The organism is Chitinophaga sp. GbtcB8, assembly GCF_019091455.1.
Lineage (GTDB): Bacteria > Bacteroidota > Bacteroidia > Chitinophagales > Chitinophagaceae > Chitinophaga.
Genome location: NZ_JAGXJN010000002.1, coordinates 126,689 through 139,488, shown reverse-complemented (window position 1 = coordinate 139,488; position 12,800 = coordinate 126,689). Strand labels below are relative to the sequence as shown.

Genomic DNA, 12,800 nt, shown 5'->3' with positions numbered 1-12,800 from the left:
CAGCAATCAATGTATAGCGGCATCTGCCATTTTATTTCTTGATGGCACAACCTTTGCTTCTAGGGGGTTGTTATTTGTTTATATTAAACAGCAGTTATATGAAAATATATTTGTTATCGTCAGCAATGCTGGCGGTGGTTATGTTAGGCACCGGTTGCGTGAGCAATAAGAAATTTGCTCAGCTGCAATCCAACTATAATAGCCTGCAGAACCAGAACAGGGATCTTGACGGTAAATACCAATCCTCGCAAAGGGATCTTTCCGTCGCTAATTCAAGGGTGCAAAGCCTGGAGGAACAAATTGCAGCACAGCGTACCGGCCTTGCCGCCCTACAGGCTGCATTGGACAAATGTTTAAATTCCACCAGCCAGGGTAATGTCAACATCTCAAAACTGGTGGATGAGATCAATGCCTCCAATAAATACATCCAGCACCTGGTGAACACCAAGAACAAAAGCGATTCGCTTAACATGGTGCTCACCAACAACCTTACACGCTCTTTAAGCAGGGAGGAAATGAGGGATGTGGATGTACAGGTTTTAAAAGGCGTTGTGTACATATCGCTGTCTGATAACATGCTGTATAAATCCGGCAGCTATGAGATCTCTGCTGCCGCAGGCGAAACACTCAGCAAGATCGCAAAGATCATCAAGGATTATAAAGACTATGATGTGCTGATTGAAGGTAACACGGATAATGTACCCATTTCCCAGAAAAATATCCGTAACAACTGGGATCTGAGTGCACTCAGGGCATCTTCCGTTGTGCAGTCATTACAGAACGATCATGGTGTAGATCCTAAAAGGTTAACAGCCGGCGGCCGTGGCGAATACAATCCCATCGCCTCTAACGATACAGATGCGGGCAAAACCAAGAACAGGCGCACCCAGATCATCATCACACCAAAACTTGACCAGTTTATGGAGCTGATAGATAAAGCACCTGAAAACGATAGCACCAGTACTAAATAATAAGTTCAGACCTGCTGAATAAATTAAAAAAACCGTCCTTAAATTAATAAGGACGGTTTTTTATTGCAGTCCGTTAGCGTTAACTTTTCTGAAACTGGTTATCATCCGCGCTGGGTCCATAAAGTACTTTTCATAATTAGGTTTTGATGGTTAAGTATTTATTTAATTTAATATCTTCATAGCTAACAACCAAAAAAACAATCCAAACATGCACGTTATGAACTACCCGCTATTTTTCACCACCATAGCCATCACAGGCATACTATCTGCCTGTAACCAAACCGGCACAACTAATAAAGAAGCTGAAAAAGATACCACCGCTGCTGCCGTTACTGAAAAAACATACCTTTCGCAGCCCCTGGTTACGAATATTTATACGGCCGATCCGTCAGCACATGTCTTTAACGGCAGGATCTATGTTTACCCCTCGCACGATACCGCTACCGGCATACCCGAAGATGATCTCGGCAGCCATTTCGATATGCAGGATTATCACATTCTTTCCATGGATAGTGTAGGCGCAAAGGTTACAGACCATGGCACAGCGCTTAAAATAACAGATGTTCCCTGGGCAAGCCGCCAGTTATGGGCGCCGGATGCCGCATTTGCCAATAACAAATATTACCTCTACTTCCCGGCCAAAGACAGTAAAGGTGTATTTCACATTGGTGTAGCTACCAGCTCCAAACCGGAAGGCCCTTTCACAGCAGCCAAAACTCCCATCAAAGGCAGCTATAGCATTGATCCCTGTGTTTTCCGGGATGATGATGGCAAATATTATATGTACTTTGGCGGCATCTGGGGCGGACAGCTGCAGCGCTGGAACAATAACCAGTATGACTCTACGAAAGCAAACCGCGCTGGTGATGAACAGGCCGTACTGCCACGCGTAGCCCGCTTAACGCCTGATATGATGAGCTTTGCAGAGCCGGTAAAAGAAATAAAGCTGCTCAATGAAAAAGGTGAGCTGTATAAAGAAAAAGATAACAGCCAGCGTTTTTTTGAAGCCGCCTGGATGCACAAATACATCGGCAAATATTACTTCTCCTATTCCACCGGCGATACCCATAATCTCTGTTATGCCATTGGTGAAAGCCCTTATGGCCCCTTCACTTATAAGGGCGTTATATTAAAACCCGTTGAAGGCTGGACCTCTCACCACTCTATCATTGAGCAGAACGGGAAATGGTACCTCTTTTATCACGATGTGCAGCTTTCCGGTAAAACATTTCTCCGTAATGTAAAAGTTACTGAGCTGCATTATAACCCGGATGGCAGCATACAAACAATAGATCCTGCAGGTAAGCAATAAGCGGTTAGCTATTTTGAAAAAATTTCGCCATTTTTACCGGCCATGTTTTTAACCAAACGTTCCCGCTGTTTTTCCCTTTACTGCCTGTTAATAATGCTGCTGGCCGCTGCTGCTGCCACTGCGCAGCAATTCAGTGTTGCGCAGGTACCTGACCCTATGCTGCAGGGAGGCCATGTCAGCAACCCGGATCAGCTGATCACGCCCGCTGCAGAGCAGGCGCTGAACCAGCTGCTGGATAGTCTTGACCATTCAGGCAGGGCACAGGTAGCAGTAGTGCTGCTTAAAACCATAGGTAATAATGTGCCGAAGGATGTAGCGCATGAGCTTTTCCGCACCTGGAAACCCGGCGCCATTGAAAAGAACAACGGCCTGGTGGTATTACTGGTAGATGATCAGCACCGTATTGAATTTGAAACAGGCTACGGGCTGGAAGGCGATCTTCCCGATGTGGTCTGTTTCCGCATTCAGCAGCAGGTAATGCTGCCCCATTTCAAACAGCAGGATTATGATGCAGGTATGCTGCAGGGCATGCAGGCAGTAGTAAGCGTATTACAGCAGCAGGATGGCAATGGAGCGCAAACCGATCCCCTTGCACTATTTGCCCAGCCGGAAGAAAATACCCGGCAATTACCCGGCAAATTCAGCGTGTTCCTGGTCATTGGCTGTTTTCTGCTTGGCAACGCCGGTTTTTTGGTGATGTTTCACCGGAGAAAGTCGCCGGCGGTAATAGCCGGCCTTACCAAAGTGCCGGACCTGTACCGCCCCGGCTGGCTGGCCTGGATCTGGTTGTTCGTGGCGCCATTGGCGTTAATATTTTACCTGGTAAACTATACCTCCTGGTCTATTGGGTTTCCCACAGTGGCGCTGATCATTTATTGCGATTGGGTATTGTTCTTTTGTGCCTATGCCGGCATCGTGCGCCTGAAAGCAGCCCGCAGGCTTAAGAACAGCGACCGGCATCAAAGTTATCTTACCTGGAAAACAGCTGAAAGAAGCCTGCTGTTAAGCGTGCTTTTCCCGGTACCCATGTTCTTTTACTCCCGCTGGCTGCAGCGGCGTTTATACCAGCTGCGCTCCACACCTTATCAATGCAGCAGCTGCAATAAGGATATGAAGCGGCTGAGTGAAAAAGCAGACGACCAGTTCCTGGAAAAATACCAGGTGATAGAAGAAAAGCTCCATTCCGTTGATTATGATGTATGGCAGTGTAAAGACTGCCATACACAACAAATACTGGCGTACGATATCGCATCCGCAAAAGCCACTGTCTGCCCGCAATGCCATCATAAAACGCTGACGGCCGGGAAAAGGGAAGTACAGCAGGCTGCAACCATTAACAACGCAGGCTGGGGCTTGCAGCTTTTTGCATGCGATGCTTGTGGTTATAAGAACAAAGAAAAGTATAACATCCCGGCCATCAGTACTTCCAGCAGCTCCTCATCGTCTTCCGGTTTTTCATCCGGCTCTTCGTCGTCCGGTTCTTCCTCTTCTTCCGGCAGCTGGGGTGGCGGCTCTTCCGGTGGCGGCGGCGCAGGCAGCAGCTGGTAGGGAATAGCGCTTTAAGGAATGATCTGCCACAGCTCAGCATCATACTGGTTCTCATACCACTGTTCCAGCTTGGTGCCCGGCGTTTGGTTGCTGTAAGGAACATTTAACGCCATCAGGCTTCTGCGGTTTATGAGCTTAAAGTACCCGTTACCCATATCCTGCACCCGCCAATGCTGCGCTATGTTGTTATTATCCGTCCACTGGATCAGGATATTCCCCGCGTTTAATGATCCTCCCGCATCATCCAGGCATAAATTGGAAGCAACGGATTTGATCTTATAATACCCGTTACCCAGGCTGATGAAGTTCCATTGCTGCGCGGTATTGCCATAGTCTGTCCACTGCTGTATCTGTACACCTGCAGTGGTAGTGCCATTGGGCACATCCACACATTGGCTGGTAACTTTCGACTTAATTTTATAGATCCCGTTGGCAATAGGCATGGCATAGCTGCTGCCTATGGAAGGTGAAGGAATGGGGATGCCTTTTTCAATAGGATATCCGAAATAAGGAATATCTCCATCCCAGGAAAATTGCTGGGTCATTACTCTCCTGTCCCATCCTGAACCATCGCTGTTAGCGGAATGATATACGATCCAGGATTGAATACCATCCGGCGACTTTACAAAAGAAGCATGCCCCGGGCCATACACATTGCCGAACCTGGAAAATGCAGCTGTATTGGGTTTGTTCCAGGATGTTTTTGTTAGCAGATCGCCATTGGTGCAGGAAATGCGGCCCAGGCAATAATCATTTGTCCAGCTGCCGCTTGCAGAGTAAATAATGTTTACCGTATTACCGCTTATGAGCGGCGTAGGGCCTTCATTCACCGTAGGCGAACCTACTTTTTCCCAGGCATAATCCGGTCTTGAAATTTCTACTCTTTCGCCGGAAATAGTGTAAGGATTGCTCATGCGGGCAATGTATATCAGCTGCGAAACATTATTAGTGCCTTCCCAGCCCGACCATACAAAATATTGCTGGCCGTTGAAATCAAAAGGCGATCCGTCTATGGCCCAGCGGTCTGTAGTGGCGCTTAACTTCGCTTTAAAATTATAAGCGCCATCCAGGGGATCATTGGCGTTGGAGTCGCCTTCTAATACATACATCCGGTGGTTGGCATTATTACCATCATCCGCAGCAAAATACACATACCATCTTCCACTGCGGTAATGCAGCTCCGGCGCCCACAGGTTACCGGAATACATGGTGCCGCCAGGCGGGGTGAAAATATATGTTTTTGCGGGCAGCAAAATATCCTGCAAGGTTGCGGATCTGGTGATCCACAAACGGCCGCCGTCAGATCCGCAATAGTAATAATAAGCGCCTACCCTGATCACCCAGGGATCGTAATAGCTGCCATTATCTATAGAAGGCAATGCATTGGTAAAAATGGGCGAAGCGCTCAAAGCCGTATTAGCGCTTTCTATAGCTGGGGAGCCTGATAGCTTTTCCAATGCTGCATTGGATGGTTTTTCACAACGCTGGAATAATAATACAATAGCGGATAAAGCGCATAGGACTAACAACTGAGTAGTTTTCATAGCGTGGGTTTTGTTGGGTTATAAAGATTGGGTTTTCGGTACTAAGGCAGTAATTTACATAACAACGCCCAAACGTTTGTCCATATTTTCCTGAGGTCATCTTTATGGTATTTTAGGCCGTATCTCTTTGTCTCCCTCGGACCATATATTAAAAACTAATCAAATGCGTTAACTTTGATTAAATGACCACAAAAAGACAGCCAACACCAGAGGAACTCATGCCGGTGCTGCAGATGTTAAATTCATTTCATCCTATAGGCAAGGGAGTTGCACAATACCTGTTGAAAAATGCATATTGTCAAAATCTTCCAAAGGGACATGCCTATACTTAAAACGCTTACATGCTCTCCGGTTGCTATTGGTAACCTAAAATACGCTTATCTTCAACAGCTTCTATGTCAAGATAAATATTGCCCGTATTATTTATTATACTATCGTAATCGGGGCCTTGACCCTGCCAGCTTCCGTAATCTTCAATTATTTTAAAGTATAACATTCCTTTCGAATAGTGATAGTTAACTTTTAAGCTTTCATTAAATAAAGATTCATATTTATAATAATGGGCCAGAGAATCCAGTAACCTGGAATTAAACTTAACCGGTCGTATTTTCCTTTTCCATGGAAATTGTATCCTGATGGAGGAATCGCTAAGATAGCTTTCTATAAAAGCAATTACATAATTGGAATTCCCCTTTTTGAGTATAAAAGTTCTGGATGTATCTAAGATCCGCGTTGAAATCCTGAGTAGTTTGTTTAGCTGGAATCTGGTCTTGGAAAAAAAGAAGGGTATCTCGTTATGATACATTAAAGTATCTTGTTTAATACAAACGTTGTTATGTTTGTATTCTAAAGAGTTTAGTTGATTTTTTCTATAATTAGCCGTTATTTCAAGCCCATCTGTACAATCTGAAGAAGGATTTAGTTTTTTAAAGCTAAAACCACAATATTTCACATCTCCATTGATATTCTTACAGGAAAAAGCAATAAGCCCGATTGCGAAAATTTTTACTGTTTTAGTTAACATCTTTACCAACATTATAAAACTTTAATCCAAACTCTCCTTCAACTTGAACCATCAATGAGAAGCTTTTCGTAAACTAAAATACATTTATCTGTTTTAGAATACTATCCTTTCTAAATAAGGAGCCTTCTTTATATAAAGAGCTAACCACCTTAAATGTATAATTTCCAGCCTTGGTAAATACTGTATCGAAAGTCGCAATATGATTACTATTCAATTTTATACCTATTTTTTCTCCATTTAGTTCACCCTTTATATAGTTTTTATACCCATCAGGAGCTGCATAAAATAAACATATTTTGTAAGCAACTTCTGATGGCACCATAGTGCCCGGGAAATTTTCAAATATGCCAGGACTCACTGCAACTCCTTCCTCTTTTATAAGTGCCCCACTTGTATCATATTTTTTAACATAGTATACATTCGAATTCCAGTCTCTTTCATTATATAATACTTCTTTACCACCGTAATAGTCCCTGACAGGACCTACAGCCCTGCCTCTCCAAAAAAAACCTTTCGCCTTTATGGTTTGATCCGCAAAATATTCAATCATATTACCGTTAAGAGTGTCATTCACAAACTGATAATGGCTTTTCAACTTTCCATTTTCGTAAAATTCTCTGGCCTCCCCGTTTTTTCTTCCGTCCCTGTAAGTGATCTCTGATTCAATCTTTCCACTTTTATAATAGGTTCTTCTTGTTTCCTGACTATTACATCCAATTAAAGAAAACATAAGTAACCAGGCTATAATGCTATAATTCATACTATGGATTTATTTACAAAGCCTCCACCCTATACATAATATCCGTTCTCAAAACATACTTCACGCCATCCGTTAACAACGTTCCTTCATGCCGCAACGGATGATAAAAAACAAGCGCTGTACCGGACTGCGGCCGGATAACTTCACCGGATGCAAACACCGTTTCCCCACCGCTGTATCCATCATTCAGGTATATCATAAAAGTATACTGGCTGGCTTCTGAAGGGTCCCTTACAAAGCTGCCATCCTTATGCATTTTAAATCGCTGGCCGGGGCTGTATTTGTAAAAACGGAACAGCTCATTCAATCCGCATGCCGTACGGTCAAAATTTCCTTGCGGTGCAAACTCCTTCAGCCGATCCCAGATAAGAGCAGCATAAATTTCATCTTTATACAACACCCGTTCATTATTCCTGACGCCTTTGATCATACGCTGTTCTCCGCCGCCCACATCTACCATCGCTTCCTCATAACCAATGGCTTCACTTTTTTCAATAAGAGCATTGCATTCTTCCGGGCTAAAAAAATTTGTAATGGTGAAAATGTCCTGGGTATAAACCTGCTTTTCCATAAGAAAATTTAAGGCAGCTTTTATGAAGCAATATAAAAGCCGGGGTTGTTTGTGTTATTATGACGCAAAGAAAACTATTTTCAGTGATATTACCAAGCACAACATCTCCCCTCCCTTTCCCAATCCATGTTTTTTTAAACAAAACCCTCTCCACGGTTGTTATTCTTTAATCCCTAACAGGCAATAGAGTACTATGCGTTCATCTCCCCCCAGCTTTTATTTACGCGCCAACAAATTAGGTTTAATTGTTTTCTATAATATATATTTTTTACTAATTACAAACATCATCCACGCACAGGCGCCCACAATAACATCCTTCTCACCCAATCCTGCTTGTCAGGGCCAGCAGGTTACCATTACCGGAACAAATTTCACCAACGCCACCCAGGTAAAATTCGGCAATACCAATGCAGTTAATTTTACCGTAAACAGTGCTGCCAGTATAACCGCTACTGTTTCAGACCAGGCTGTCAGCGGGCAAATAACCGTAACTACTCCTGCAAATGGCTCGGTTACCAGCACTGGCACCTTAACCGTACTACCTGCTCCCAAACCGGTTTTAACAGACATAAGCACCGTAGATGATCCTTTTACCAACTGTGATGGCAATACCACCTACAAGCTCACAGTAAGTAATAATTCTGTTGTCACAGCCACGGGCAACACTTATCAAATTGACTGGGGCGATAACACACCCGTTTTTACACAAACAGACTGGCCCATAGGAGCGCAAATTTCCCATATCTATACCACACAGGGTTATTTCCCGCTAACGCTCACTATTACGCCCGCAAACGGCTGTACCCAAAGCGCTGTTTACCAGTTCTATAATGGTAAAAATCCATTAGCCAGCTTTACCACCACCTCCTCTACCACCGGCTTATGTGCGCCGGCAGATGTGGAATTTCAGATCGGTAACTGGTTTAATAATACACCCGGCACTACTTACGATGTTGATTTTGGCGACAACACACCGCATGTTATTTTAACGCATCCATTGGAGGCCTCAAACATTACGCATTTATTAACCCATAGGTACAATACATCCTCCTGCCCCTCTCCTGATTTTACAGCAACGCTAAAAGCTATCAACGGGTGTTTTACCACCACCTATACGCTCAACCAGATCATTATAAGGCTGAAGCCTGTTGCGGACTTCGATGCACCGCCTTCACCCGTTTGTATTAATACGCCTGTTTGTTTTACCAATAAAACAGTGGGTGGCTATAACGGTAACGGCTGTAGCAGAATAAGTACTTTTCTATGGGATTTTGGAGATAACACCACCTCCACTTTAGAAGATCCGCCCTGCCATACCTACGCCGCTCCCGGCACTTATACCGTTAAGCTAACGGCAGCCAATACCGGTTGTGGCGCCAACACTAAAATAAAAACCGTAACCGTAAGCCCCATTTCTCCGCCACCCACAGTTGCAGCTCCCTCCCCGGTTTACTGCCAGGGCCAGCCTGCAGCGCAGCTTACGGCCGCCGGTACCGGCTTGTTATGGTACACCAGCGCTACCGGCGGTACAGGATCCGCTACCGCCCCTACGCCATCCACAAATGTTCCGGGCACGCAAACCTGGTACGTAAGCCAAACACTTCCCGCTCATTGTGAAAGCACACGCGTGCCTGTTTCTGTGATCGTAAATGCTATCCCCGCCGCGCCGGGTGTAACAACACCCGTGCAGCTTTGCCTTAATCAAACAGCTACCCCGCTTACAGCCACAGGCACTGGTTTATTATGGTACACCACCGCTACTGGCGGCACAGGTTCACCCACTGCCCCAACACCATCAACAGCAACAGTGGGCAGCACTATCTGGTACGTAAGTCAAACCATCAATGGCTGCGAAAGTCCGCGTGCAGCCATTACTGTTACTGTTAACGCATTGGCCACAGCGCCGGGTGTCACCTCTCCTGTTACTTATTGTCAAAACCAAACGGCTGTTCCTTTAACTGCAAATGGAAGCGGCTTGTTATGGTACACCACCCCTGCCGGCGGCGTGGGTTCTTCCACTGCTCCCACGCCTTCAACAGCCACTCCGGGCAGCACCACCTGGTATGTAAGCCAGGTTACAGGCTGCGGTGAAGGGCCCAGGGCATCCATCACGGTAATAGTGAATACAAGCCCCACAGCAGCTATTTCCTACACCCCGTCCGTACTCTGTAATATCAATACGCCGCCGGTTGCGGTAACCCATACCGGTGCAACCGGAGGCACGTATTCAATAACACCTGCCGGGTTAACAATAGATCCAAACACAGGTACCATCAGCCCCACCGGTGCTGCCGCCGGCGTATATACGATCAGGTATACCATTCCCGGTACAGGGGGCTGCACGGATTATATTACTACGGCAACAGTTACGGTGAATGGCGCGCCGGCAGCCACTATCAGCTATCCACCCATTTGTACGGCAGATGCAGCCACCCCTGTAACCCTTACCGGCAGTGCCGGCGGTACTTTCAGCTCCACCGCAGGATTAACCATCAATGCAGCAACAGGTGTTATTACCCCCGCTACCAGTACACCCGGCAATTATACCGTAACCTATACCATAACACCAGCTGCGCCATGCCCGGGACTTACAACAACCGCCCAGGTTACGGTTACCCGCGCACCCTCAGCTACTATTTCCTATACACCGGCCACCCTGTGTAATGTGGCTAACACGCCAACTACGCCCAACTTACCGGTAGCAGTAATACTTACCGGAACACCGGGCGGTACTTACTCCATTACACCGGCAATAGGTTTACCCATCATTACATCATCAGGTATTATTAATCCTGCAGGAGCTATCGCAGGCGTATACACGATAAAATATACCGTAGCAGGTACTGGTGGCTGCGCAGATTACAGCACCACAACAACAGTTACCGTAAACAATACACCAACAGCCGCTATCAGCTATGCAGGCTCCCCATATTGCGGCAGCAACGCTGTTCCACAACCCGTTTCACTATCAGGTACTGCAGGCGGCGTCTTTAGCTCCACTGCAGGCCTGTCCATCAATGCAGCCACCGGCGCTATTAATCCGTCCCTGAGCACAGCAGGCACTTATACGGTAACGTATACCATTGCAGCTGCACCTCCCTGCCCGGGTTATGTTACCAGCACCACGGTGCAGATAGAGGAAAGCCCGGTAATAACATTCCCAACACCCGCGCAATCCATTTGCTCCGGTGAAACAGCCGTGTTTATACCTGCTTCCACCGTTGCAGGCACTACCTATACATGGGCTGTTGTGGGGCCATTGCCCGCAAATGTAGCTGGTATCAGCGCGGGTGCAGCATCCGGCCCCAATGCTGCTATTGCTTTATCTTTTACAAATACCGGTGCTGCCGGCCAGGTGCTCACAGTGCGGGTAATACCTACCAATCCTGCACAAAAACCCTGTGCCGGCGCGTCTTATGATTTGCTGCTAACAGTAAAACCGGCCACACCCGCACCGCTTACCGATACTGCGCATTTCTGCATGGCAGCCCCGCCAGCTGCTTTACACGTAAATGCCTTACCAGGCACCACGCTTAAATGGTATGATCAAAACGGGGGGCTGTTAAATGCGGCGCCGGTTATCAGCACAGCTGCGCCCGCACAATTCACCTATTATGTAAGCCAAACAAACAGTTATGGATGTGAAAGTCCGAAGTCAAAGATCATAGCCATCGTGCATCCCACGGTTAAAATTGTAAGTTCATCCTTTACCAACCCCACTGCCTGCGGCGTACCATCAGGCGCGGTTGTATTAAATGTGAAGGACCTGAATAACGGCGCCTTACCCAATATTCCCGTAGTGGTGCATTACAACAAGTTCCAGCTGGCACAAACATTTACCGGCAGCACAGATGCTGCCGGCAACATTACCATACCGCTAACTGCAGGCACTTATTCCAACATGTATGTGGAAACAACCGGCAGCTGCAGCTCGCAAAAAATACCGGATGTATTTATTTTAAGGGATCCTTCCCCGCCCGCAGCGCCAGTGGCAGGTTATAACCCGCCCTTATGTACGGAAATGCCCTTAACACTTACTGCGCTCACCGCTACCAGTGAGCAGGCAGGCCCTATTAATTATGTTTGGGCCGGCCCGGCCTTTGGCCCTTATGCAGATACGGTGCGCAATACCGTGATCACCTTCCCTTCCGCCACGCAGGCGTATACAGGTACATATGTAGTATATGCCATGCAAAACAACTGTATCTCCTTGCCGGCAAGCTTTGAGGTGCTTATCAAACAATCACCTTCCAAACCAATTATTACTACCAGAACACCCTTGTGTGTGGGCGAAGATCTTGTGCTGCAGGCTTCCAGCTCCATCCCCGGTAATGCAGCTATTAATTATGTATGGAAAGGCCCGGGACGGGGATTCCCGGTTAACGCGCCCAATGCCGGCATCAACAGCGTAAAGGTTGAGGATGCAGGCATCTATACCATAACAGTCAGCTCTCCTGAAACAGGCTGCAGCGCAAGCACCGATACGCTGATACAAATAGGCGGCTACCCTGTTGTAAAATTTGCGCAGGATACGCTTACGCTGCCTACAGGCTACCGCTTACCGCTTGATCCGGTAATTACCAACGCAACCGATCCGGGTATCTTACCCATAAAATCCTACACCTGGACGCCCCTGCAGGACCTGGATTGTAATGATGCCGCCTGTTCCGCACCCATAGCCAATATAAAAAATGATGTTTGTTATAACGTAACGGTTACTAACGTATACGGCTGTACCGGGAGCGATGAGCTGTGTGTGAAAGTATTTTGCCAAAGCTCGCAGGTGTTTATTCCCAATGCCTTTGCACCAAATGGAAATGTGCCGGAAAACAGGAAGCTGATGGTAAGGGCCAGCGGCATTAACGCGGTTAAATCATTCAGGATCTTTAACCGCTGGGGAAAGATGCTCTTTGAAAGAAGCAATTTTGCGCCCAACAGCCCTGACTTTGGCTGGGATGGCCGCGTGAACGGAAAGCTGGCAGATACCGGTGTATACATCTACACCGTAGAGGTGATCTGCGAGAATGGTGTCCCCTATACTTTCAAAGGCAATGTTACATTACTCTAAAA

At 46.6% G+C, this 12,800-nt stretch carries 8 protein-coding genes; 4 read left to right on the top strand and 4 right to left on the bottom strand.

The window, feature by feature from the left end; all coding sequences use genetic code 11:
- The first annotated feature begins 98 nt into the window (after positions 1 to 98).
- From KVT36_RS03605 to KVT36_RS03595, 3 genes are all read left to right on the top strand, one after another.
- A complete protein-coding gene (locus tag KVT36_RS03605; RefSeq protein ID WP_217602135.1) occupies positions 99 to 971 on the top strand; it encodes an OmpA family protein in 873 nt (290 codons plus the stop codon).
- 217 nt (positions 972 to 1,188) lie between these two features.
- Positions 1,189 to 2,283 (top strand): glycoside hydrolase family 43 protein, encoded by a 1,095-nt coding sequence (locus KVT36_RS03600; protein WP_217602134.1) that lies wholly within the window; start codon positions 1,189 to 1,191, stop codon positions 2,281 to 2,283.
- Positions 2,284 to 2,325: 42 nt separating this feature from the next.
- Entirely contained in the window at positions 2,326 to 3,831 is a 1,506-nt protein-coding gene (locus KVT36_RS03595) for a YgcG family protein (protein ID WP_217602133.1), read from the top strand.
- A gap of 11 nt (positions 3,832 to 3,842) precedes the next feature.
- Here KVT36_RS03595 and KVT36_RS03590 read toward each other — a convergent pair whose 3' ends face one another.
- From KVT36_RS03590 to KVT36_RS03575, 4 genes are all read right to left on the bottom strand, one after another.
- Complete coding sequence (locus KVT36_RS03590; RefSeq protein WP_217602132.1) at positions 3,843 to 5,375, bottom strand: family 43 glycosylhydrolase; 1,533 nt, start codon at positions 5,373 to 5,375, stop codon at positions 3,843 to 3,845.
- Positions 5,376 to 5,730: 355 nt separating this feature from the next.
- Complete coding sequence (locus tag KVT36_RS03585; RefSeq protein WP_217602131.1) at positions 5,731 to 6,399, bottom strand: hypothetical protein; 669 nt, start codon at positions 6,397 to 6,399, stop codon at positions 5,731 to 5,733.
- Between the two features lie 73 nt (positions 6,400 to 6,472).
- The gene (locus tag KVT36_RS03580) at positions 6,473 to 7,159 is read right to left on the bottom strand and encodes a toxin-antitoxin system YwqK family antitoxin (protein ID WP_217602130.1); all 687 of its coding nucleotides are present in this window, start codon (positions 7,157 to 7,159) and stop codon (positions 6,473 to 6,475) included.
- A gap of 13 nt (positions 7,160 to 7,172) precedes the next feature.
- Positions 7,173 to 7,730 carry a 2OG-Fe(II) oxygenase gene (locus tag KVT36_RS03575; protein ID WP_217602129.1) on the bottom strand — a complete coding sequence of 186 codons (558 nt, stop codon included), beginning with the start codon at positions 7,728 to 7,730 and terminating at the stop codon, positions 7,173 to 7,175.
- A 193-nt stretch (positions 7,731 to 7,923) separates the two neighbouring features.
- On the opposite strand from KVT36_RS03575, the gene KVT36_RS03570 reads away from it, so the two are divergent.
- Positions 7,924 to 12,798, top strand: coding sequence for a PKD domain-containing protein (locus tag KVT36_RS03570; protein ID WP_217602128.1), 4,875 nt, complete (start codon positions 7,924 to 7,926; stop codon positions 12,796 to 12,798).
- The last annotated feature ends 2 nt before the right edge of the window (positions 12,799 to 12,800 follow it).